The following is a 23,762-nucleotide window of genomic DNA, read 5'->3' on the forward strand; positions in this document are numbered from 1 at the left end:
GCGTGCCCCCGCTCCTCGCCTACCTGTCGCCGGCCTCACGCGAGGCGATGACCGTGCCGGCATCGGTGCGCAGATGCCCCTCGCCGGTGTAGACCCACTTGGTGGAGGTCAGCTCGGGCAGACCCATGGGACCGCGGGCGTGCAGCTTCTGGGTGGAGATGCCGATCTCCGCACCGAAGCCGAACTCACCGCCGTCGGTGAACCTGGTCGAGGCGTTGACCGCCACGGCCGCGGAGTCGACCAGCGCGACGAACCTGCGGGACGCGGTGACCGAGCGGGTGACGATCGCGTCGGTGTGGCCCGAGCCGTACTTCCTGATGTGCGCGACCGCCTCCTCCAGCGAGTCGACCACGGCGGCGGCGATGTCCAGCGAGAGGTATTCGGTGCCGAAGTCCTCCTCGCCGGCCGGCACCACGTCGCCGTAGGCCGCGATCCGGGCGTCGCCGTGCACCGTCACGCCTTCGGCGGCCAGCGCGGCCAGTGCGCGCGGCACGAAGGCGTCGGCCACCGCGGCGTGCACCAGGAACGTCTCCGCGGCGTTGCACACCGAGGGCCGCTGGACCTTGGCGTTGAGCAGGATCTCGATCGCCAGATCCTGGTCGGCGTCGGCGTCGACGTAGACGTGGCAGTTGCCGACGCCGGTCTCGATTACCGGGACCGTGGACTCCTCGACCACCGAGTTGATCAGAGAGGCCCCGCCGCGCGGGATCAGCACGTCCACCAGACCGCGGGCCCGCATGAGCTGCTTGACCGAGTCACGGGTCTGGCCGGGCACCAGCTGCACCGCTCCCGCCGGCACCTCGGTGCCGGCCAGCGCGTCCTGCATGATCCTGACCAGTACCGTGTTCGATTCGTAGGCGCTGGACGAACCGCGCAACAGGGTGGCGTTGCCGCTCTTCAGGCAGAGGGCGGCGGCGTCGACGGTCACGTTGGGACGGCCCTCGTAGATGATGCCGATCACGCCGAGCGGCACCCGGAGCTGGCGCAGCTCAAGGCCGTTGGGCAGCGTGCCGCCCCGGATCACCTCGCCCACCGGGTCGGGCAGGTCGGCGACCTGACGGACCGCCTCCGCGATGGCCGCGACCCGGGCCTCGTCGAGCCGGAGCCGGTCGATCATGTATTCGGAGACGCCGCCCTCCCGAGCCTTCTCCACATCGAGCGCGTTGGCCGTGACGATCTCCGCGGACCGGGCCACCAGCGCGTCGGCGATCACCCGGAGCGCGGCGTCCTTCGGGGCCCTCGGCAGCGGGGCCAGCTCGGCGGCGGCCTCTTTAGCCGCCAGGGCTACCTTCAGGAAGTCCTCGGACATCTCGCGCTCCCCTGGAACTAGTGGTGAGACTCCAGTATGACGATGTCGTCACGGTGGATGAGCTCGCGTTCATATTCCGGACCGAGGCTGGTGGCCAGCTCCCGGGTGGAGCGGCCGAGCAGTTCCGGGATCTCCCCGGCGTCGAAGTTGACCAGACCGCGGGCGACCACCCGGCCCATCGGCCCGCACAGGTCCACCGGATCCCCGGCGGCGAAATCGCCGTCGACGGCGGTGACCCCGGCGGGCAGCAGCGACTTGCGACGGCTCACCACGGCCTCGACCGCACCGGGGTCCAGGTGGAGCCGGCCGCGACCGGTGGTGGCGTGGGCCAGCCAGAGCAGCCGGGTGCCGGGGTGGCGGCCGCCCGGGTGGAAGTAGGTGCCGATGTCGACGCCCGCGAGAGCCTGTGCGGCGTGTGCGGCCGCGGTCAGCACGACGGGCACGCCGGCTCCGGTGGCGATCTTGGCCGCCTGCACCTTGGTGATCATTCCGCCGGTGCCGACCGCGCCGCCCTTCCCCAACTCGACCCCGACCAGGTCTTCCGGACCGCGCACGTCACCGAGCCTGCGGGCGCCGGGACGGCGGGGATCACCGTCGTAGAGAGCGTCCACGTCGGACAGCAACACCAGCGCGTCGGCGCGGATCAGGTGGGCGACCAGGGCGGCGAGCCGGTCGTTGTCGCCGAAGCGGATCTCGTCGGTGGCCACGGTGTCGTTCTCGTTGACCACCGGGACGATGCCCAGCTCCAGCAGCCGGCCCAGCGTGCGCTCGGCGTTGACGTGGTGCGAGCGGCGCATCATGTCGTCGGCGGTCAGCAGCACCTGGCCCACGCGCAGGCCGTACCGGGCGAAGGAGGAGGTGTATCGGGCGACCAGCACGCCCTGCCCGACCGAGGCTGCGGCCTGCTGGGTGGCGAGGTCACGCGGCCGGCTGGACAGGCCCAGCGGGCCGAGACCGGCCGCGATGGCGCCGGAGGAGACCAGCACGATCTGCGTGCCGGTCCCGCGCCGCGCGGCGAGCACGTCGACCAGGGCATCGACCCGGTCGACGTCGATCATCCCCTGCGGAGTGGTGAGCGAGGACGAACCCACCTTCACGACGAGGCGTGAAGCCGTACGGATCCGATCGCGCGCAGAGTCCACGACAGACGCACCTTTCGCAGGGACAGGGTCTCCCGGGGTTGCCCCGGGACTTACAGGAGGGAGGGCAGGCTATCCGAGCCGGTTGTCCGAGCCGCGCGGGCCCTGGTGCACGGCCTCGGCGTTGAGCGTCGGCTGCCAGTCGAAGATGTAGCCGTTCTCCATGGACCCGATGACCACCTCGGCTCCGGCGGTGGCCCCGGCCTTGGTGAGCTCCTCCTCGACACCGAGCCGCTCCAGCCGGTCGGCCAGGTAGCCGACGGCCTCGTCGTTGGTGAAGTCGGTCTGGCGGATCCACCGCTCCGGCTTGACCCCGGTGACCTGGAAGGTGTTGTCGTCGACCCGGCGCACGCTGAAGCCCGCGTCACCGAGCTGCCTGGGCTTGATGACCAGGCGGGTCGGCTCGGCCACGGGCGCGGCGGCCCGGGCGGCGGCGACCATCTCGCCCATGGCGTAGGTCAGCTCCTTGAGGCCCTCGTGCGTGGCCGCGGAGATCGAGAAGACCCGCAGGCCCTGCTCCTCGAGCATCGGCCGGACGATCTCGGCCAGCTCGCGGGCGTCGGGCACGTCGGCCTTGTTGAGGACGGCCAGGCGTGGCCGGTCCTCCAGCTTGCCGTACGCCTTCAGCTCGGCCTCGATCGCCTCGAAGTCGCTGATCGGGTCGCGGCCGGGCTCCATGGTGGCGCAGTCGATCACGTGCACGAGCGTGTTGCACCGTTCGACGTGGCGCAGGAACTCGTGTCCCAGGCCCTTGCCCTCCGAGGCGCCCGGAATGAGGCCGGGCACGTCGGCGACGGTGAAGACGGTGTCACCGGCGGTCACCACGCCGAGGTTGGGCACCAGGGTGGTGAACGGGTAGTCGGCGATCTTCGGCCGGGCCGCGGAGAGGGCCGCGATGAGGGAGGACTTGCCCGCGCTCGGGAAGCCCACCAGCGCCACGTCCGCGACGCTCTTCATCTCCAGCATCACGTCGAGCTCGTCACCGGGCTCACCGAGCAGCGCGAACCCGGGGGCCTTGCGCTTGGCGTTGGCCAGGGCGGCGTTGCCGAGACCGCCGTGGCCGCCTTCGGCGATCACGTAACGGGTGCCGGCGCCGACCAGGTCGATCAGGACCTCGCCGGTCTCGGCGTCCTTGACCACGGTGCCGTCGGGCACCGGGAGGATGATGTCACCGCCGTTGGCGCCGTCGCGGTTGGCGCCCGACCCCTGCTTGCCGTTATCGGCCCTGCGGTGCGGGCGGCGGTGATATTCCAGCAGCGTGGCGGTGTTGGGATCGACCTCCAGGATCACGTCGCCGCCGCGGCCGCCGTTGCCGCCGTCGGGGCCGCCCAGCGGCTTGAACTTCTCCCGATGCACAGAGGCGCAGCCATGTCCCCCGTCACCGGCCTTGATGTGCAGGACCACCTGGTCCACAAAGTCCGGCATGTCTGCCCTCCTACCCCCATCTGCGGAAATACCCGCTTATAACACCAACAGGGGTGGATCGCTGCATGCGATCCACCCCTGTCGTTAACGTCTGTCGGTGCGGATCTACTCCGCGACCGGGACGATGCTCACCGCGCGGCGCCCGCGCTTGACACCGAACTGCACGTGGCCGGCGGCCAGCGCGAACAGTGTGTCGTCGCCACCGCGGCCGACGTTGTCGCCGGGGTGGAAGTGGGTGCCACGCTGGCGGACGATGATCTCGCCGGCGTTGACCAGCTGGCCGCCGAAGCGCTTCACGCCAAGCCGCTGTGCGTTGGAGTCACGCCCGTTCCGAGTGGACGACGCGCCCTTCTTGTGTGCCATCTCGCAAAACTCCCGAAACTCAGGCCTGGTCGATGCCGGTGATCTTCACCTGCGTGTAACGCTGGCGGTGACCCTGGCGCTTCTTGTAGCCGGACTTGTTCTTGTACTTGAGGATCCGGATCTTCGGACCCTTGGTCTCACCGAGAATCTCGGCGGCAACCGTGAACTTGCCCGCCTCGGTGGTCACGTCGCCATCGTTGACGACGAGCACCGTCGGCAGCGAAACCGTGGAACCGACCTCGCCGGCGACCTTGTCCACCTCGAGGACGTCACCGACGGAGACCTTCTGCTGCCTGCCGCCGCAACGAACGATCGCGTACACCGCGGAACCCTTCTTCTGACTACTTGCTCGCTGGATGCTGCGCCCCGCATCCGGCTATGGTCACTGATTTGACCGACGAACCAGGTAGGCGCGCGAACAGGGCGCGCCATGAGCGCACCGGTTCACCAGGGTACCGGATTACCGGTGTCCTGGTCGAACCGGGCGGAACGTCGGGAGTTGCCGACCTATTCGGCCGACTTGGCCTTGCGGGAGCGTCGCCGCCCCCGGCCGGAAGCCTGGATGGCTTGTGCGTCCTCAACCGGAACGCCATCAAGCGCATCGGTCACCGTATCACGGCCGGACTGGTCCTTTGCCGCGACGGCGTGACCGGCGTCCTTGCCGAGCTTCTCGGCGACCGCCTTCTCCACGGCCATCTTGCCCTGGGTGCCACGTGGCTCCGGCTTGCTCTCCACCGGCTCGGTGGAGACGTGCAGGCCGCGGCCGTTGCAGCACTCACAGACGGTGGAGAAGGCCTCCAGAAGGCCCTGTCCGACCCGCTTGCGCGTCATCTGTACCAGGCCGAGCGAGGTGACCTCGGCGACCTGGTGCTTGGTGCGGTCGCGGGCCAGGCACTCCAGCAGCCGCCGCAGCACCAGGTCCCGGTTGTTCTCCAGCACCATGTCGATGAAGTCGATGACGATGATGCCGCCGATGTCCCGCAGCCTGAGCTGACGGACGATCTCCTCGGCCGCCTCCAGGTTGTTGCGGGTGACGGTCTCCTCCAGGTTTCCGCCCTGGCCGGTGAACTTGCCGGTGTTGACGTCGACCACGGTCATGGCCTCGGTCCGGTCGATCACCAGCGAACCACCGCTGGGCAGCCAGACCTTGCGCTCCATCGCCTTGGCGATCTGCTCGTCGATCCGGTAGGCGGCGAAGACGTCGCCGCCCTCGTCCCACTTGGAGAGCCGGTCGGCCAGGTGCGGGGCGACGTAGCGGACGTACTCGTCGACCGTCTCCCACACATCGTCGCCCGCCACGACCAGGGAGGTGAAGTCCTCGTTGAAGACGTCACGCACCACCCGGACGGTCAGGTCGGGCTCAGAGGACAGCAGCTCCGGCGCGCTGGCCGACTTGGCCTTGCGCTGGATGTTCTCCCACTGGGCCGACAGCCTCGCCACATCGCGGCCGAGCTCCTCCTCCGACGCGCCCTCGGCGGCCGTGCGGACGATGACGCCGGCGTTCTCCGGCATCACCTTCTTCAGGATGCTCTTGAGACGGGTGCGCTCCTTGTCGGGGAGCTTGCGGCTGATGCCGGTCATGGAGCCGTCGGGCACGTAGACCAGGTAGCGGCCGGGAAGGCTGATCTGCGAGGTGAGACGCGCGCCCTTGTGACCGATCGGGTCCTTGGTGACCTGCACCAGCACCGACTGGCCGGACTTCAACGCCACCTCGATCCGCTTGGGCTGGCCCTCCAGCCCGGCGGTGTCGAAGTTCACCTCACCGGCGTACAGCACCGCGTTGCGGCCCTTGCCGATGTCGACGAACGCCGCCTCCATGCTCGGCAGGACGTTCTGCACCTTGCCGAGGTAGACGTTGCCGACGTAGGACTGGCTCGCCTCGCGGTTGACGTAGTGCTCGACGAGGACGCCGTCCTCCAGCACCGCGATCTGGGTCCGGCCGCCGGTGCGGCGGACCACCATCATGCGCTCGACGGACTCCCGGCGGGCCAGGAACTCCGACTCGGTGATGATCGGCGGACGCCTGCGGCCGAGCTCGCGGCCCTCGCGGCGACGCTGCTTCTTGGCCTCCAGGCGGGTCGAGCCGCGCACGCTCTGCACCTCGTCCATCGAGGTGCTGCGCCCGGCCCGGGGGGCGCGGATGCGCACCACGGTGTTCGGCGGGTCGTCCTGGACCTCGCCCGCCTCCTCGGTGCCCCTGCGCCGCCGGCGGCGACGGCGACGCGAACCGCCGCCCTCGGCCTCCTCCTCCTGGTCGGTCTCGGGCGCCGCTTCGTCCTCGGGCTGCTCGGAGTCGTCCTCGGCCTCGTCCAGCTCGCGCGTCTTGCCCCGGCCACGGCCGCCCCTGCGACGGCGACGGCGACGGCCACCGGCCTCGTCGTCGCCCTCCGCGTCATCGTCCTCGGGCTCTTCGGCGGTCTCGGCCTCGATCTCGGCGGGCTCCGGCTCGGACGGCTGCACCGGAGCGGCGGGCTGCTGCACCGGGGCGGGACGGACGACCGACTGCTCGGCCCGGTAGGGGTCGGGAGCCTGGAACAGCGGCTGGAACACCGCCGCCGGTGCCTGGAAGGTCACCGAGGGAACCTCGGTGCGCTCCTGCGCGGTCAGACCGAACGGGTCGACGAACAGGCCTGGGCGCTCCTCGGTGACGTCCTCACCGGCGGGCTCGTCGTCCAGCGGCTCATCGACGGGCATCGCGAGCAGCAGGGCCGCCGCGACCTCCTCGGCCTCGGCGGTGGTTATGTCGGCGACCCGCTCCATCTCGATCAGCTCGTCCTGCTGGACGGCCTTCCTGCGGGTACGGCTGCGCTTGACCGGTGCGGGAGGCTCCTGGGCGGCCGGCTCGGAAACCGGCTCGGCGGAGGTCTCCCCGACCGGCTCGGACACCGGCCCGGACACGGGCTCCGCGACCGGCTCAGGGGCGACCTCGGGCTCCGCCTTCTTGGCACGGCTACGCCGGGTGGTGGTCGTCGACGCCGTCGTGGCCGCCTTGCGCCGGGTGGCGCGCTTGGGCGCCGTCTCCTGAACCGTTTCGGGTTCGGGCGTGGCCGAGCCGTCCGGCTCCGCCGCCGCGGCGGGAGTCTCCGGCTCTCCGGCCGGTTCCTTCGCCGGCTTTGTGGCCGCCGGCACGGCGGGTTGCGCCACGGTCGTCACCGCCTGCGGGGCGGGCTCGGGCTCCTCCGGCGGAGGTCCTGCGGGCCGGCTTGCGGCCCGCCGGCGACGTGTCGGCTCTGTCTTCTGTTCGGTCATGTCCCCGCCAGGGCCATTGACCCCGACGTTGGGCTCGTTATCGAGCATGCGGGCGTTCTCCCGTCAGCTCCCGGGCGCGTCTCCGCGCCGCGCGGGAGCTCTCGTCTCTCGCTGTACGCCGAGCCTGGGCCCGGCGCCAAGTCCTATAGGTCGCCGCCGACGTACTGGCCCGCCGGTTCCGTTTCGCCGCCGCGCGTAATGTCGCGGTCCAGGTCGAACGGGTCGGCGGGCTTACCGGTGCGCACGTCCAGCGGTCCCTGCGCCAGCCTGGTCACCTCGGGGGGCACCGGCGGCGCGAAGTCAGCCACAAGACGCAATCCAGTAAGAACGTCGTCGGGTCGAACGGCAGGAGTTGCGTGCCGTACAACCATGCGAAGTATGACACATGGCTGACTGGACGCCTGACCTGCTGTTGTCGCAATTTCCTCAATGACCCCGAGGCTCAGCACCGCCTCCCGCGCGTCGAAGCGGCGCGGGCCCTTCTTCGTCAGGCGCTCCACCTCTACTCGCTCGGTGGTGAGGAACCGCTCCACCGCCCCCCGGGCCAGGGCCGGGTCGGCCTGCGGAAGCCGCAGCTCCCACGCCGAGCACTCCAGCCGGTCTGCCAGGCTTCCGGCTCCTGCCTCGACGACGTCGAGCACGTCGAGGCCGGGCGGAAGCGAGGTGTCCAGCGCGGCGCGGAGCATGTCGGGGTCGCACTCGCGCGTCACGGCGATCTCGAGGTATTCGGCCTCGCTGGCGACTCCGGTGGGTGCGGCCGCGCCCACGTAGGAGATCCTGGGGTGGGGTGAGAAGCCCGCGCTGAACGCCACCGGAACGTCGGCGCGGCGGACCGCGCGCTCCACGGCCCGGGAGATGTCACGGTGGCTGGTGAAGCGCAGGCGGCCTCGCTTGGCGTAGCGAACGCGCAGGCGCTGCGCCACGGGCGCGGGCGGAGGCCCGTCGGGAGCGGGTTTCAGGGTGGTGTCGTCCTTCCCAAGTCGTGGTCGTCAGTTCAGGGTAGGCCGTGCTCACGCACGGCCTACCTCAGACAACCGTCAGTGGCAGCAGCTTCTTCCCCGTGGGCCCGATCTGGATCTCGGTGCCCATCGTGGGGCAGACGCCGCAGTCGTAGCACGGGGTCCAGCGGCAGTCCTCGACCTCGACGTCGTTGACGGCGTCCTGCCAGTCCTGCCAGAGCCACTCGCGGTCGAGACCCGCGTCGAGGTGGTCCCAGGGCAGAACCTCGTTCTCCTCGCGCTCGCGCGTGGTGTACCAGTCGACGTCGACGCCCGCCTTGGCCGCCGCGTCCATCCAGCGCTGGTAGGAGAAGTGCTCGCTCCAGCCGTCGAACCGGCCGCCGTCCTCCCACGCCGCGCGGATGACCTCGCCCACCCGGCGGTCGCCCCGGGAGAGCAGGCCCTCCACGATCGAGGGCTTGCCGTCGTGATAGCGCAGGCCGATGGCCCGGCCGTACTCCCGGTCACCGCGCAGGGCGTCCTTCAACGCCCTGAGCCGGTGGTCCACCGTCTCGTGGTCGGCCTGGGCCGCCCACTGGAACGGGGTGTGCGGCTTGGGCACGAACCCGCCGATGGAGACCGTGCAGCGGACGTCCCGCGACCCGGTGGCCTCGCGGCCGGCCTTGATGACCTTCTTGGCCAGGTCCGCGATGCCGAGGACGTCGGCGTCCTCCTCCGTGGGCAGGCCGCACATGAAGTAGAGCTTCACCTGCCGCCAGCCCTGGGTGTAGGCGGTGGTGACGGTCCGGATCAGGTCCTCCTCGGTGACCATCTTGTTGATCACCTTGCGCATCCGCTCGGAGCCGCCCTCCGGGGCGAACGTCAGTCCGGAGCGACGGCCGTTGCGGGAGAACTCGTTGGCCAGGTCGATGTTGAAGGCGTCGACCCGGGTCGAGGGCAGCGACAGCGAGGTGTTGGTGCCCTCGTAACGGTCGGCCAGGCCCTTGGCGACCTCGCCGATCTCGGAGTGATCGGCCGACGAGAGCGACAGCAGGCCGACCTCGTTGAACCCGGACGCCTTGACGCCCGCCTCGACCATGTCGCCGATCGTGGTGATCGAACGCTCCCGGACCGGGCGGGTGATCATTCCGGCCTGGCAGAACCGGCAGCCACGGGTGCAGCCGCGGAAGATCTCCACGCTGAACCGCTCGTGCACGGTTTCGGCCAACGGGACCAGCGGCTTCTTCGGATACGGCCACTCGTCCAGGTCCATGACCGTGTGCTTGTGGATCCGCCACGGCACGCCCGAGCGGTTCGGCGCGACACGCCGGATCCGGCCGTCGGCGTGGTAGTCGACGTCGTAGAACTTGGGCACGTAGACCCCGCCGGACTCGGCCAGCCGCATCAGCAGCTCGTCACGTCCGCCGGGCGAGCCCTCCGCCTTCCACTCGCGGATGACCTCGGTGATCGCGATGGCGATCTGCTCGCCGTCGCCCAGGACCGCGGCGTCGAGGAAGTCGGCGATCGGCTCGGGGTTGAAGGCCGCGTGGCCGCCCGCGAGGACGATCGGATCGTCGTCACCTCGGTCGGCGGCATTCAGCGGGATGCCGGCCAGGTCGAGCGCGGTGAGCATGTTGGTGTAACCGAGCTCGGTGGAGAACGACAACCCGAACACATCGAACGCCCGCACCGGCCGATGAGCGTCGACCGTGAACTGGGGGACGCCCTCGGACCGCATGAGCGCCTCAAGGTCGGGCCAGACGGCGTAGGTCCGCTCGGCCAGCGTCTCGGGCATCTCGTTCAGGATCTCGTAGAGAATCTGAACGCCCTGGTTGGGCAGGCCCACCTCGTAGGCGTCCGGGTACATCAGGGCCCAGCGGACCGTGGTTTCGTCCCAGTTCTTGACGGTCGAGTTGAGCTCACCTCCGACATACTGGATCGGCTTCTGCACCTTGGGCAGGAGCGCTTCCAGGCGGGGAAACAGCGACTCGACAGACATGCCATCAAGCCTATCCGTCTAGAAAGGGTGCCACAGGCGCTCGTCCCCCGCCCGCAGCGAGGCGAGCCGGTGCTCCAGCTCGTCGTGGGCCCGCTGGTCGCGGTGGGCGTTGCGCAACACCGCGGTGAGGGTCTGCAGCTCACGCATGTCCCGCAGCACCCGATAACCGTTCCAACGCGTCGCGTCGTAGCCGTAGGCCTCGCTGAAGTTGGACCGCTGCCGCTCGGTCAGCCCGAACCGGACCCCCTGCAGGGTCGGGATGAGGTCGATCTCCCGCGGCCCCGCGCACACCCCGTCCCAGTCGCACAGCAGGAAGCCGTCACGCGTGCGGATCATGTTGCCCCGGTGGGCGTCGCCGTGCGTGAGCCCGTACGGCAGGACGAACTGCAGCCGTTCGTAGTAGGCCTCGGCGAGGACGTCGCAGCGTTCGAGCAGCCAGCCGCGATCGTCGTCGCCGAGCGCCAGACTGGCCAGGATGGCTCGGCGCACCGCGCCGAAAGGGTCATGGGTCGGCAGCTCGAACGGCACGGCGGGCAGATCGTGCAGCCTTCGCAGCAACGGGCCCAGCTGCGCCGGGTCGGGTGGCGGCCCGATGTGCTCCTCGTGGTGCCAGAAGGTCGCCAGGAATCCCTCCGCGACGACCGGCTGCTTGACGTTCAGCGGCCGGATGGTGGGAAAGCCCTGCTCCAGCAGCCAGCGCGTGACCCGGACCGAGGTCGTCAGCCGGTCCAGCTTGCCCGGAGTGGTCGCCTGTGCCAGCCGTACCACCACCTTCTGGGCCGGCAGGTGGTAGACGGTGTTGGCGAAGTCGCGCAGCAGCGTGAAGCCGGTGCTGTCCAGCCCGGCGTCCCGGCAGGCCTGGCCGAGCGCCCCGGCCGCCCGGGTGAGGAGCGACCTTTCGGCGGCTATCGTCATCGTCCGCTCCTGTCTGAGATCGCGTACCGGGCGTGCTGGGGCAGGCCGAGGGCGCAGAAACTCTCGATCTGCCGGGCCATCTGCGTTCCCCCCGGCCGGGAGGAGAGCAGGGCGCGGCCCGTGCTGAGGGTCGCCCCCAGACTGCCGATGCGCCGGTCGGGGGGAAGAGCGAGGATCGGCGCCATGGCGTCCTCCGCGCCCGTGGCGTCCCCCTCCATGAGGTGGGCGATCGCCAGATGGGCGCTGGCCATGGACTCGCACCCGTAGGAGCGGTTCTCCGGATCCCCTGCGGCGTACAGCGACAGCGACTCGCGCGCCGACTCGATGGCCGCCTGCGGGGCACCGAGGTGCAGGTGGGTGACCGCGGCGTAGTAACGCTCCTTGGCCGGGCGGAACGCGAACTCCCCGGCGATCTCGTCGTGCAGCTCGTCGGTCCCGGCGGTCCGGGCGTCGGCCGCCTGGTGGAGCGCCTCCGTGGCCTGCCTGTCCTGGCCCAGCATCGCGTAGGAGCGGGCCCGCAGCATGTGCAGGCGGGTGGCGCCGGCCCCCCTGCTCACGTAGGTCAGCCCCTCCTCGGCGTATCTGACCGCGTCGCTGTGCCGCCGGTCCCACAGCGCCACCGAGGACTGCATGCCGCGAGCCCAGCCCATCAGCGGCGGATGCCCCGCCACCTTGCCGTAGGTCCACGCGGCCCGGGCGAGGGTGTCGGCGGGAATCCGGCGATCCATGTCCATGCTGACGTTGGCCATCAGCCCGCACAGCGCGCCGGTGAGGAAGTAGAGGTCCCGGGCCTGCCCCGGGTGGATACGCTTGTCCAGCGCCCTGCGGGTGCGTTCCTGCAGCTCCCGCATCTCCACGAAGAGCGGCAGCGGGGCTTCCGCCACGTAACGTTTGCCGACCCAGATCACCTGGGTGCGCAACCGCTCCAGCGCCCCCGAGCCGAGCTCGCTGGCCTCGGCCTCCTCGGCGTGCGCGCCCGCCTCGTCGGCCGCCACCGTGATCATGTCCAGGGCGGGAGGCGCGGACGGCACCGACCGCAGCTCCTCGGGGGTGTAGTCGTTGGCGAAGCCGAGTTGCACGGGCCCGGTCTCGTACAGGCGGCACAGCAGGTCGGTGTAGTCCCGGTCGGGCCGGGCTCCCGCCTCCCACTCCCGCCAGGAGCGTTCGGACAGCCCGCGTCGCTTGACGCCATCCCGGTCGCACAGGGCGTGGAAGTGCTCGATGGCCTCCTCCACGGTCCACCCGTGCGCGAGCCTGCGGCATTTGAACCGGGTCTGCTGCGGGCAGCAGGCGTGGATCTCATCGACCATCTGCTGGATGAGCGCCGCGGACGGCGGACCGGAGACGGAGGCAAGTGTCCGGTTACGGATGATCGTCGCGCAGGCCAGCGCGGCCCGGTCTCCGCCACGTGAGCTATGGGTCATCGGCTCTCCCAGCCGTTTTCCGAAGGGGGTGCCTCCACGCTAGTGCGATGATCGGCGCCGGGGGGACATGAGAAACCGCCGCCGATCCCGGAGGGCGCTCCTGTCATGAACCGCCGCCCCCGAAGGGCCTGACCGTCCCGCCGTTGCGGAGCTGGGCCTGGAAGAGCTGCCCGCACAGGCTGCTCGGGGTCTCGGCGAACCAGACCGACGGCGGGCTGCCCGCCGACACCGCGGCCCAGCGGCCCTTGCTGAAGACGATCCGATAGTCGGGAAACGCGGTACGCAGCAGTTCGAGTGCCCGTTGCCGCTCGGCGAGTTCCGATATCACGGCCCCTCCGTCATCGCGAGTTCCGTCATCGTTCCCAGAATGTTCGCTTGACTCCCGCGACGCCAGTGAGAATCGGGGGTCACGGACATGCGGGCGGCTCTCATGTTGGCCGGTCTAGAACGGCTGTTCGCGAATATGGATCGCCTGGAGCAGCCCGATGGCGATCATATTGGCGAAGGTCGCGGTCCCGCCATAGGAGACGAACGGCAGGGGCAGGCCGGTGATCGGCATGATCCCGATCGTCATCCCGATGTTGACGAACGACTGGAAGGCCAGCCAGCACACGATCACCCCTGCCGTCAGCGTGCCGAACCGGTCGTCGCACTGCCGCGCGATCCGCATCCCGCGCAGCAGGATCACACCCAGCAGGGCCACCACGGTGACCGAGCCGAGGAAGCCGAACTCCTCCCCCGCCACGGTGAAGATGAAGTCGGTGTGCTGCTCGGGCACGAACCGGCCGGTGGTCTGGCCGCCGTCGAACAATCCCTTGCCGAACAGCTCCCCCGACCCGATGGCGATCAGCGACTGGGTGCTGTTGTAACCGACGCCGCGCGGGTCGCTGGCGGGGTTGAGGAAGGCGGTGAACCTGGCGATCTGGTACGGCTCCAGCACGTCGAGGAACCACACGGCCGCCGCACCGCCGATCACGACGAGGGCCAGGCCGCCGATCCATCGTTTGCGGACCCCGGCGATGACGAGTGCGGCGGCCATGATCACACCGAGGACCATCGTGGTGCCCAGGTCGGGCTGGAGCATCACCAGACCCATGGTGAAGGCCCCCACCACCAGCACTATCCCGACGTCCAGACCACGCGGCCGGTCGGTGCCCGCGGCGGGCTGGGCCATCAGCATGGCCAGCATCAGCACCAGGCCGAGCTTGGCGAACTCCGACGGCTGGAAGGCGAACCCCCCACCCACCATGATCCATGAATGGGCGCCGTTCACGGTGGAGCCGAGAGGCGTGATCACCAGGAACAGTCCGAGCAGGGACAGGCCGTACACCAGCGGCGCGTAGGCCCGCAGCCGCCGGTGGTCCACCGTCGCCGCCGCACCGGTCATGGCGGCCCCGATGCAGAGGTTGAGGATGTGCTTTTTGACCAGGCCGGTGGATCCGGGCGCCCAGGTCCTGGTGGACGACCAGACCAGCATCGTGCCGATCACGGCCAGCGCCGCGACGGCGACCAGCAGCACCCCGTCCATCCGGCGCACCGCCGAGGAGGCCGCCGCCGCCCTGCGGGTGAGGGAGCCGCCCCGCGCCGCCGCCATCGTGCGGGTCATCGTGCCACCGTTCCGTCTCGTTTGATCATCGGCGGCTCGGCGGCGGGGCGTCCGGCCGGCAGCGCCGCCCGGGTCCTTCCCCCCGTGGAGGTGAAACCGTAGATGCCCTCGTAGATCTTCCGTACGGCCGGAGCCGCGGTCTGTGCGCCCATCCCACCCTGGGAGACCATCACGACGACCACGAACCTGGGCTTGTCGGTCGGCGCGAACGAGGCGAACCACGAGGTGTCCGTCTTGCCGTAGACCTCGGCGGTACCGGTCTTGCCGCCGACCTTCACCTTGTCCATGGGAAACCCGGTGAAGGCCCCGGCCGCCGTGCCGTCGGAGGCGACCTCGCTCAGCGCCCCCTTGATGTAGGCCCGTTCGGTGGCGGAGATCGGCAGCTTGCGCACCACCGGCGCCTTGATCTCCTTGACCATGGTGCCGTCCGGTCGCACCAGCGCCCAGCCCAGCCGGGGGCTGCGCAGCCTGCCGTCTCCGACCAGCGCGGCATAGGCCGCCGCGAGCTGCAGCGGAGTCACCAGGACGTCGCCCTGCCCGATGGAGAAGTTGGCCGCGTCACCCGGCCGCCACTGGTAGCCCTCCAGGCAGTTCTCGTAGGCGAGCCGTTTGAGGAAGGCAGCTCGGCCGGGGTCGCTCTTGGCCACTTCCGGGTAGCCGGTCCTGGCCCGCTTGCAGGTGTCGGCCTTGGTGGCGGCCCACAGGTCCTTCTTCCACCGGCGGTCGGGGATGCGCCCGGACGACTCGCCCGGCAGGTCGATGCCCGTCGGGCTGCCGAACCCGAAGGCGCGTGCCATGGCGGCCATCGGCTCCTTGGTCTTCGCCTTCGGCTTCAGCCCGCCGTCACGCAGCCACTGCTCGTAGGCCGCCTTGTAGAAGATCGTGTCGCAGGACTTCACCAGCGCCGTGTGCAGGGTGAGCGTGCCCAGCCCGATGCCGTGGAAGTTGTTGAACGGCCGGCTGCCCACCATGAAGGAGCCCGGGCAGTCGTAGTGGCCGTGCAGCGGGTAGCCGTCCTTGAGCATCGCCGAAACCGACGAGACCTTGAACGTCGAGCCCGGCGCGAACTCGCCCTTGATGGCCCGCGACACCAGTGGCTTGCCGGCCTTGCCGGACAGCAGTCGCTGGTACTCCGCCTCGGAGATGCCGCCGGTCCAGATGGCCGGGTCGTAGGTCGGGGCGCTGGCCAGCGCGACCACCCGCCCGGTCTTCACGTCGAGCACCACCCCTGCCGCACCGTCGGCCTGGGGAGCGGACTTCATGGCCTCGGCCAGGGCTTTCTCGGTCACCGCCTGCACTTTGGCGTCGATGCTGGTGATGAGGGTGTCACCGGGCGTCGGCGGCACCTGCCGCTCCACCCCGATCACCTTGCCCAGCCGGTCCACCTGCACGCGCCGCACGCCGGGCACCCCCCGAAGCGCGCTGTCGTAGACCGATTCCAGGCCGTCCCTGCCCACCAGGTCCACCCCGGAGAACACCGCCTTGGACCCCGCGCGCTTCTCCATCTCGGCCTGGGTGATCGGCTGCAGATAGCCGAGAGCCTGCGCGCCCGCGGTCTCACCCGGATACTCCCGTACCGCCTGCACCTCGGCGGTCACCCCGGGAAACTCCTCCTGCCGCTCCAGGATCTGCAGGGCCTCGCGGGTCGTGACGTGGTCGTCGATGGGGATCGGATGGTACGGCGAGCCCGGCCAGCAGGGCCTGGCGACCCCGGGACCGCACGCCCTGATGCGCTCGCGCAGGTCCTTGGGACGCCGCCCAAGCACCGAGGCCAGCCGTTGGATCACGACCCGGCCGTTGTCCGCCATCCGGTTCAGGCTCGTGCGGTCCACCGAGACCACCAGCCTGGTCCGGTTGCGCACCAGCGGCCGGCCCGCCGAGTCGAGGATCTGCCCGCGCACCGCGGGCACGACCACGTCGCGGGTGCGCGTCTCGGTCGCGGCCGCCACGAACTCCTCGCCGCGCACCACCTGCACCTGCCAGAGCCGTACGGCCAGCAGCGCCAGCAGCGACACCACCAGCACCTGCAAAACGACCAGCCGGCCCTGCATCCGGATCATGTTCGCTCCCCGCCAGCCGGCGCGTCCGAACGTGGTCCGGAAACGCCGGGCCCGTCGACTCGCCCGCTCATGTGCGACCTCGCGCCAGATATCCCGCCGGCTGCAGGGTCCGTGTCCGGGGTCCCCGGACGATTCTCGTCACCGCCCACACCATCGGAGGCGCGGCCAGCACGTTGTAGAGGATCGCCGGGGGAAGCATCGTAGTGATCATGGAATGGCCGATCCGGTCGTCGCCGAGCAGCACGCCGACCGCCACGGCGACCACAGGCCCCGCGGCCGCGCAGGTCAACGCCACGAGCTGCCCGGCCTCCGGCCGGCTCTCCGCCACCCGCCCGGCCAGGAACCCGATCAGGCACAGCACCAGGGCGTACTGGCCGAGCACATGGGCGACCGGTGGCAGCACGTCGCCGACCAACCCGGCGCAGAATCCCATGACCGTCCCGGCCACGGCCCCACGGACCAGCGCGTAGCCCACCACGGTGAGCAGCACCAGATCCGGCGCGCCCGCTCCCGGCAGCGGCAACCGGTTCACGATCGTCACCTGGACGACCATGACCAGCAGGAGCAGTCCCGCGGAGAGCACGTCACGGCCGCCCACTCTCAGACCCCTTCCCGCGACGCCTCGGACTCGCCCAGCGCCTCGGGCCCGTCCGACACCTCGGGTTCATCCGGCTCCGCAGGCTTACTCGGCCTCTTGGGCTTGCGCGAGGAGTCGGGCTCCTCCGGCGTCTCGAACTCACGTGATCGATCGGACTCACGTGCCTGGTCGGTCTCAGGTGCTTGACCGGACTCACGTGACCCATCGGACTCACGTGCCTGGTCGGACTCGCGTGACCGATCGGACCGGCGCAGCGCCTTGGGCTTGCGCGGCGCGTCGGGACGCACCGCGTCGCGCGGCTCGCGCCGCGGCGACTGCACCACCACGCCGACCACGTCCAGCGCGGTGAGGTCGGCGTACGGCCGCGCATAAGCGATCCGGGTCAGCTCCCCCGGCGTGGCCTCCACCCGCTCCACCACCCCGATCGGCACCCCCGCCACGTACGGCACGCCACGCTGGGAGCCGAAGCTCACGATCCGGCGGCCCGGCACGATCTGCGCGGTCGAGTCGAGCAGCCGGAAACGGAGCAGGCGGCCGTTCTCTCCGACCCCGTGCACCACCCCGATCTCGTTGCTTCCCTCCAGCCGTGCCCCGGCCGCCGAGGCGGGGTCGCTGAGCAGAACCACCGTCGAGGTGGACGCGCTCACGTGGACCACCCGGCCGATCAGGCCGTCGCCGTTCAGCACGGTCATCTCCGAGCGCACCCCGTCGGCACCGCCCACGTCGAGCTCGACGGCCTCCTCGAACCCGGGCGTTCCACGCCGCGCGATCACTTGAGCGGGCACGATCTTGTATCCGGCGGTTCCGGCCACCCCGAGCAGACGGCGCAGCTCGGCGGAGTGCCGGTGATCCAGGCTCTGCGCCGCCAGATCGCGTCTGAGCCGCTGATTCTCCGCGCTCAACGCGTCGATGCGGCGTTGCGCGTCGGGGGCGCCCACCATCGTCTCGAAGAACCGGCCGACCGGCCGGACGACGTCGGCCCCCGCACTCTCCGCGGTGCCGAACAGGGTCGCGCCGACGCCTCGAAGAGGCCCGAAGGGAGAGTCGTCACCCGTCCGGTGATCCACGGTTATGAGCACGAGCGCCCCGGCCAGCAGCAGTCCCAGGCTCATCCGCGCCCGGCGCGTGTCTTTCATCAGTGCCGCGGCTCCGGCACCAGGACCTGCTGCAGGGCGTCGAAGTCCTCGACGCACTTGCCCGAGCCGAGCGCGACGGAGTCGAGTGCGTTGTCCACCAGATGAATCGGCATGCCCGTCTCGTCCTTGAGGCGCTCGTCCAGGCCCTTGAGAAGGGCGCCGCCCCCGGTGAGCGCGATCCCCCGGTCCATCAGGTCACCGGACAGCTCCGGCGGGCACTTGTCCAGGGTGGTCTTGACCGCGTCGACGATCGCGTTCACCGGCTCCTCCGTGGCCTTGCGAATCTCGTGAGCCGACACGATGATCGTCTTGGGCAGGCCGCTGACCAGGTCACGGCCTCGAATCTCGGCATGCCCCTCCTCGGGGAGCACACAGGCGGAGCCGATCGCCATCTTGATCTCCTCGGCGGTCCGCTCGCCGAGCATGAGCGAGTATTCCTTCTTCGCGAAGCTGATGATCGCCTGGTCCAGCTCGTCGCCGCCCACCCGGATCGACTGGCTGGTCACCACACCTCCCATCGAGATGATGGCCACCTCGGTGGTGCCTCCGCCGACATCGACCACCATGTTTCCGGTCGGCTCGTGCACGGGGAGCCCGGCGCCGATCGCGGCGGCCATCGGCTCCTCGATGATGTAGACCTGACGCGCCCCCGCCTGGTAGCCGGCTTCCTTGACCGCGCGCTGCTCGACCCCGGTGATCCCGCTCGGCACCGCGATGATGATGCGAGGCTTGGCGAAGTGACGACGCTTGTGCACCCGCTGGATGAAGTAGCGGAGCATGCGCTCGGTGACGTCGAAGTCGGCGATGACGCCGTCCTTGAGCGGCCTGATGGCCACGATGTTGCCGGGCGTCCGGCCGATCATGCGCTTGGCCTCTATGCCGATGGCGACGATTTTCCCCGAGGTCGTGTTGATCGCGACGACGGACGGCTCGTTGAGCACGATGCCGCGACCCCGAACATAGACGAGTGTGTTGGCGGTGCCGAGGTCGACTGCCATGTCGCGGCCCAGAAAAGAAAGCTTGCTGCTCATGGGGAAGGCGGCCCTCCTTCCGTCGGGTCGTCGGCGAAAACTACAGAACGCACTCGAATCGTAACGTGACGTACCCACCCTTGAGCGCAATGAGGCCGCCAGTTCCAGGAAAATCTTAAGACGGGCCAAATACGTCGAGCCTCGTCATCCCCCGGGGGACGACGAGGCTCGGCGGTGCCGGAGACCGGAAAGGCTAGAAGCGGTCCGGGAAGAAGAGCTTGATCTCGCGGGCGGCGGACTCGGGCGAGTCGGAGCCGTGGACCACGTTCTCACCGATCTCCAGAGCGTGGTCACCGCGGATGGTGCCGGGGGCGGACTTGACCGGGTCGGTCAGGCCGGCCAGGGAGCGGAAGGCCTCGATGGCACGGGGGCCCTCGGCGACCAGCGCGACCAGCGGGCCGGAGGTGATGAACTCGACCAGCTCGCCGAAGAACGGTCGCTCGGAGTGCTCGGCGTAGTGGGACTTGGCGGTGTCGGCGTCAAGCGTGCGCAGTTCCAGCGCCGCGACCTTCAGGCCCTTGCGCTCGATCCGGGCGATCACGTCGCCGATGAGACCACGCGCGACACCGTCGGGCTTGATCAGGACAAGAGTGCGCTCGGACACTGAGGTTCTCCTTTGAACGGGAAGGACGATTCGCGGACTGCGATGAACGCGCGAAGTTTACCGCCCCCGGCTCGATTGCCCGTGCTCGACGACGTCGTGCACGGACACCCAGACCTCCCGGACGGGCCTTATGGGTGAGCGGGCCCCTCTCCCAGCCCGTCTTCGGGGGACGGTGTGGGCGGCGGCACCACCGGCAGCGTGCCCGTCTTGTCGGGCTGCGGGTCGGGTTCCGGTTCGGGGTGCTGCCGCTTGTCCTGTTCAGGCCTGCCGTCCTCCGGACGCGTCTGCGCCATGGCGGCGGGCTCCCTCACGGGCCGCTCCTCAACGACGGACTCCAGCTCGGTGGCGGGGTCCGGAACCGTCACGGATCCGGCGGCGGGCTCGGTCCCCGAACCGAGCGCGGCCCCCGAACCGGACTCGGCGACCGAGGGGGGCTGGGCGACCGAACCGGGCTCGGCGACCGCCGAAGTGCTCGCCGTACCGGACGTGACGGCGGGGGAACGCCGCGCCAGGACCGCGCAGAGCACGATCACCGCGACCACCAGGCCGCCACCGACCAGCGCCCACAGATGGAGGGCGCCGACGAACGCGTCGACCAGCGCCTGGGAGGTGGTGGCCCCCTTCAGACGAGTGACCTGCACGCCGCTGCCCAGCAGGAAGCCGGAAAGCACCCCGGGGAAGAACAGCGACAGGGCGAAGAGCGTCGCACCCGTGCCGGATGAGCGCAAAGCGGAGGTCAGGGCCACCGCGGCACCGACCCCGAGCAGCACGAGCGGCAGGATCAGCCCGAGGCCGCCCGAGACGGGTAGGAGCAACCGGACGGCGCACAGTCCCGCCACCATGACCGCCAGGCCGCCCGCGCCGATCAGCGGCATGCCGCCGTCGCTCAACCGGCTCACCAGCATCGCGGCGACGACCCCCGTGGCTCCGGCGATCGCGAAGGCCGGCCACAGACCGGACAGCCCCGGACCACCCAGCCCGCCAAGCTCGATATAGGTGACCTGCGCCGCGGTGGGCAGGACGACGATGCCGACCGCGAGCATCGTGTAGGCGGGCACCCGGCCGCCGGCACCGTCGGAGGCACCCAGCGAAGCAAGGCCGAAAAGCACCAGAATGGACAGCAGCGCCGCGAGGACCAGCAGCCCCGGCGGCCAGTCGAAGGTGCTGCCCAGGGCCAGGGCGGCGATGCCCACGGCGGGCACGACCGCCACCAGCAGACGGCCACGCTCCGCGACACTCGCCTCTCCACCGGCCACGGCGTGCTCACCGCTCTTCATCCAGAGCACGAGATAGAGCGCGGCCAGCGCGAGCGCGATCCCGGTGAGCATCGGATACGGCTGGAGCGTGACCCTCCAGGACTTCACCTCGTCCAGCGGCCACAGGGCGAGCGCCTGCGCGGTCAGCAGGCTCACCGCGAGCATGCCTCCCCACACCGCGCGCAGGAGCGGCGAACGCTCCCAGACCGCCACCAAGGTGGCGGGCACCAGCAGGCCGGCGCCGATCCCGTGCAGGACCCGCAGCACCCCCACCAGCAGCGTCGAGTTCGCGTAGCCCCCGGCGGCGTCGGCCACCGCGAGCAAGGTCAGCCCGGCGACCAGCACCGGAGCGGCCCGCACCCGGCGCACGGCGAGGCCGGCCAGCGGCACGGTCAGCACCATCGCGGGCAGCGCCAGCCCGTGCGCCCGCATCATCGCGATCTGCGAGATCTCCGGCGGAAGAAGGGCTGCCACCACAGAGATGGTGTTGGGGATGGCGACGATCGCCAGCGGAAGGACCACCGCGACGAGCAGCCCGAGGACGACGTCGAGCACCACGGAGACACCGAGCGTGCGCGCCAGGCCCTCGGGCCCGGCAGTCACCGCCCGAGTCGGTTGAATGGGAGGGACGGCCATGTTGGCCGACTTTAGCGGGAAGTCACGCCCTCGACACGGCGAGCGACGAATATCGCCGTGATCCACAGTGCGGCGAAGATCGCCCCCAGGAAGAACATGGTCGGAACCAGGAAGCCCGCGACGATGGCGAGCACCTGGATCAGGCTTCCCATGACGTAGGCGAAGGGACGCTTCAACATGCCCGTGACCAGGACGCACAGGACTGCCAGGCCGATTCCGACGGTCACCGCCACGGCCGGTTCGACGTTCTGGGTGTTGATCGCCACGGGGGTGAACAGCCCGACGACGATCGCCTCCATGCCCAGCACACTGGCACAGAGCCGCCGCATGCCCGGGGTGACCGTGATCATCTCTCGTCTTCCCGCCGTCTCCCGGCTCACGTGGCCTCCTCCGCCTTGAGCAGCAGTCGTGCGTCTCCGGCGGTGACGACGGACCCGGTGATCAGAACGCCGGCCCCGCTGAACTCTCCCAAGGAGTCGACCATCTCGATCGCCCGGTCGATGGCCGTGTCCAGCCGCTCGACCTGGTGGACCCGATCCACTCCGAAGATCTCCTCGGCGAGCGCGGCGAGATCGTCCACGTCCATGGACCTGGGCGAGGAGTTCCGTGTCACCACGATCTCGTCCATCATCGGCTCCATCAGCTCCAGGATGCCTTCGACGTCCTTGTCCTCGAACACCGCCACCACACCGATGAGCTTGGCGAAGTCGAACGACTCCTGAACGGCCTCCAGGGTGGCCTGGACCCCGCCGGGGTTGTGCGCGGCGTCCACCAGCACCGTGGGACCCCGCCGGACGACCTCCAGCCTCCCCGGCGAGCGCACCTGGAGGAACGCCTGACGCACCAGCTCGGGGTCGAGCGGATCGTCTCCGACGGAGAGCGCCTCGACCGCGGCCAGGGCGCAGGCGGCGTTGCTCGCCTGGTGCGCGCCGTACAGGGGGAGCAGGACCTCCTCGTAGGTGCCCTTGAGGCTCCTGAGGCGGAGCAGTTGGCCACCGATCGCGAGCTCCCTGCCGAGCACGCCGAACTCCAGTCCCTCGCGTGCCACGGTGGCGCCCGCCTCGGCCGCCCTGCGCAACAGCACCTCGGCCGCGGGTAGTTGCTGCTGGGCGAGTACGACGGTCGCCCCGGGCTTGATGATGCCGGCCTTCTCCCCCGCGATCGTCGCGACGTCGGGGCCGAGATAGTCGACGTGGTCCAGGGAGACGGGAGTGACGACGGCCACCGCCCCGTCGGCGACGTTGGTGGCGTCGAAGCTGCCGCCCATGCCGGTCTCGATGACCGCGACGTCCACTGGGGCGTCGGCGAAGGCCGCGAAGGCCATCGCGGTCAGGGTCTCGAAGAAGGAGAGGCGACGGCCCTGGGCATCGATCATCGCGAGGTAGGGAGCGATGTCCTCGTAGACCTCGACGAAGCGCTCCTCGCTCAGCGGAGCGCCGTCCACACAGATGCGCTCACGCATGGAGGTGAGATGCGGGCTCGTGAAGCGGCCGACGCGCAGGTTGCGCTCGCGCAGGATCGTCTCGATCATCCGGGTCGTGCTCGACTTGCCGTTGGTTCCGGCCACGTGCACGACGGGATAGGAGTGCTGCGGGGAACCGAGCACGTCCATGAGCGCGGCGATCCTGTCGAGAGTGGGCTCGAAGTTCCACTCGACGCCGCGTTCCATGATTGCTCGTTCAACCGCTCGGTAGTCCACGCCTCCAGCCTACTGACCTCCTCGGCGGGCTTCCGAACGGGTCGGTGGGCTGCGGAACCGGCCCGGGAAAAGAACCGCAGGAGCGGGAAAAGAACCCAGAAAGAGACGCCGACAAAGAGCCCAGGAAAGCGCCAACAAAGAACCCGAAAAAGGGTCGGGAAAACAGAAAAGGCCACCCCAAAAAAGGGGTGGCCTCTTCTCAAACGATTGTCCGGCGGCGACCTACTCTCCCACACCGTCCCCGGTGCAGTACCATCGGCGCTGAAGAGCTTAACTTCCGGGTTCGGAATGTAACCGGGTGTTTCCCCTTCGCCATAACCGCCGTAACACTATGAAACTATCAAACACACACAACGGGTGCTTGTTGTTTCAGAA

20 protein-coding genes and 1 rRNA gene are annotated in these 23,762 nt (G+C 70.0%); all 21 read right to left on the reverse strand.

Annotated elements, in window-relative coordinates; genetic code table 11:
• Nucleotides 1–19: 19 nt before the first annotated feature.
• Nucleotides 20–1,309 carry a glutamate-5-semialdehyde dehydrogenase gene (locus ACQPYK_RS37515; RefSeq protein ID WP_433242143.1) on the reverse strand — a complete coding sequence of 430 codons (1,290 nt, stop codon included), beginning with the start codon at nt 1,307–1,309 and terminating at the stop codon, nt 20–22.
• Nucleotides 1,310–1,326: 17 nt separating this feature from the next.
• A complete protein-coding gene (gene proB, locus ACQPYK_RS37520; protein WP_433242145.1) occupies nt 1,327–2,451 on the reverse strand; it encodes a glutamate 5-kinase in 1,125 nt (374 codons plus the stop codon).
• Between the two features lie 69 nt (nt 2,452–2,520).
• Nucleotides 2,521–3,873 carry a GTPase ObgE gene (gene obgE, locus ACQPYK_RS37525; RefSeq protein ID WP_433242148.1) on the reverse strand — a complete coding sequence of 451 codons (1,353 nt, stop codon included), beginning with the start codon at nt 3,871–3,873 and terminating at the stop codon, nt 2,521–2,523.
• Nucleotides 3,874–3,978: 105 nt separating this feature from the next.
• Nucleotides 3,979–4,236, reverse strand: coding sequence for a 50S ribosomal protein L27 (gene rpmA / locus ACQPYK_RS37530; RefSeq protein ID WP_012893687.1), 258 nt, complete (start codon nt 4,234–4,236; stop codon nt 3,979–3,981).
• Between the two features lie 19 nt (nt 4,237–4,255).
• Entirely contained in the window at nt 4,256–4,558 is a 303-nt protein-coding gene (gene rplU / locus ACQPYK_RS37535; RefSeq protein ID WP_030924785.1) for a 50S ribosomal protein L21, read from the reverse strand.
• Between the two features lie 185 nt (nt 4,559–4,743).
• Nucleotides 4,744–7,533: an Rne/Rng family ribonuclease gene (locus ACQPYK_RS37540; RefSeq protein ID WP_433242153.1), complete on the reverse strand. Its 2,790-nt coding sequence runs from the start codon at nt 7,531–7,533 to the stop codon at nt 4,744–4,746.
• Between the two features lie 95 nt (nt 7,534–7,628).
• Nucleotides 7,629–8,408: a TIGR03936 family radical SAM-associated protein gene (locus tag ACQPYK_RS37545; RefSeq protein WP_433242156.1), complete on the reverse strand. Its 780-nt coding sequence runs from the start codon at nt 8,406–8,408 to the stop codon at nt 7,629–7,631.
• A gap of 103 nt (nt 8,409–8,511) precedes the next feature.
• The gene (locus ACQPYK_RS37550) at nt 8,512–10,422 is read right to left on the reverse strand and encodes a TIGR03960 family B12-binding radical SAM protein (RefSeq protein WP_433242159.1); all 1,911 of its coding nucleotides are present in this window, start codon (nt 10,420–10,422) and stop codon (nt 8,512–8,514) included.
• An 18-nt stretch (nt 10,423–10,440) separates the two neighbouring features.
• Nucleotides 10,441–11,337, reverse strand: a complete 897-nt coding sequence (locus tag ACQPYK_RS37555; RefSeq protein ID WP_433242162.1) for a phosphotransferase family protein — start codon at nt 11,335–11,337, stop codon at nt 10,441–10,443.
• Nucleotides 11,334–12,761: a hypothetical protein gene (locus tag ACQPYK_RS37560; RefSeq protein ID WP_433242165.1), complete on the reverse strand. Its 1,428-nt coding sequence runs from the start codon at nt 12,759–12,761 to the stop codon at nt 11,334–11,336. Before ACQPYK_RS37560 ends, ACQPYK_RS37555 begins: the two co-directional genes overlap by 4 nt.
• A 103-nt stretch (nt 12,762–12,864) precedes the next feature.
• Nucleotides 12,865–13,089, reverse strand: a complete 225-nt coding sequence (locus ACQPYK_RS37565; RefSeq protein WP_433242168.1) for a hypothetical protein — start codon at nt 13,087–13,089, stop codon at nt 12,865–12,867.
• A 114-nt stretch (nt 13,090–13,203) separates the two neighbouring features.
• On the reverse strand, nt 13,204–14,367 hold the full coding sequence (rodA, locus tag ACQPYK_RS37570; protein WP_433242171.1) for a rod shape-determining protein RodA: 1,164 nt from the start codon (nt 14,365–14,367) through the stop codon (nt 13,204–13,206).
• The gene (gene mrdA, locus ACQPYK_RS37575) at nt 14,364–16,427 is read right to left on the reverse strand and encodes a penicillin-binding protein 2 (protein ID WP_433242174.1); all 2,064 of its coding nucleotides are present in this window, start codon (nt 16,425–16,427) and stop codon (nt 14,364–14,366) included. Before mrdA ends, rodA begins: the two co-directional genes overlap by 4 nt.
• A gap of 67 nt (nt 16,428–16,494) precedes the next feature.
• Nucleotides 16,495–17,025, reverse strand: coding sequence for a rod shape-determining protein MreD (gene mreD, locus ACQPYK_RS37580; protein WP_433242177.1), 531 nt, complete (start codon nt 17,023–17,025; stop codon nt 16,495–16,497).
• 2 nt (nt 17,026–17,027) lie between these two features.
• Entirely contained in the window at nt 17,028–18,161 is a 1,134-nt protein-coding gene (locus ACQPYK_RS37585) for a rod shape-determining protein MreC (protein ID WP_433242180.1), read from the reverse strand.
• Entirely contained in the window at nt 18,161–19,192 is a 1,032-nt protein-coding gene (locus tag ACQPYK_RS37590; protein ID WP_433242183.1) for a rod shape-determining protein, read from the reverse strand. The genes ACQPYK_RS37585 and ACQPYK_RS37590 overlap by 1 nt, the downstream gene beginning before the upstream one ends.
• 193 nt (nt 19,193–19,385) lie before the next feature.
• Nucleotides 19,386–19,796 (reverse strand): nucleoside-diphosphate kinase, encoded by a 411-nt coding sequence (ndk, locus tag ACQPYK_RS37595; protein ID WP_271223390.1) that lies wholly within the window; start codon nt 19,794–19,796, stop codon nt 19,386–19,388.
• A 128-nt stretch (nt 19,797–19,924) separates the two neighbouring features.
• The gene (locus ACQPYK_RS37600) at nt 19,925–21,655 is read right to left on the reverse strand and encodes a hypothetical protein (protein ID WP_433242186.1); all 1,731 of its coding nucleotides are present in this window, start codon (nt 21,653–21,655) and stop codon (nt 19,925–19,927) included.
• A gap of 44 nt (nt 21,656–21,699) precedes the next feature.
• Entirely contained in the window at nt 21,700–22,068 is a 369-nt protein-coding gene (locus ACQPYK_RS37605) for a DUF4233 domain-containing protein (protein ID WP_433242189.1), read from the reverse strand.
• Nucleotides 22,065–23,357, reverse strand: a complete 1,293-nt coding sequence (locus tag ACQPYK_RS37610) for a bifunctional folylpolyglutamate synthase/dihydrofolate synthase (RefSeq protein ID WP_433242192.1) — start codon at nt 23,355–23,357, stop codon at nt 22,065–22,067. Before ACQPYK_RS37610 ends, ACQPYK_RS37605 begins: the two co-directional genes overlap by 4 nt.
• Before the next feature lie 239 nt (nt 23,358–23,596).
• Nucleotides 23,597–23,713 (reverse strand): 5S ribosomal RNA (rrf, locus tag ACQPYK_RS37615).
• Nucleotides 23,714–23,762: the final 49 nt, after the last annotated feature.

It is taken from the genome of Streptosporangium sp. CA-135522, assembly GCF_050949235.1.
Lineage (GTDB): Bacteria > Actinomycetota > Actinomycetes > Streptosporangiales > Streptosporangiaceae > Streptosporangium.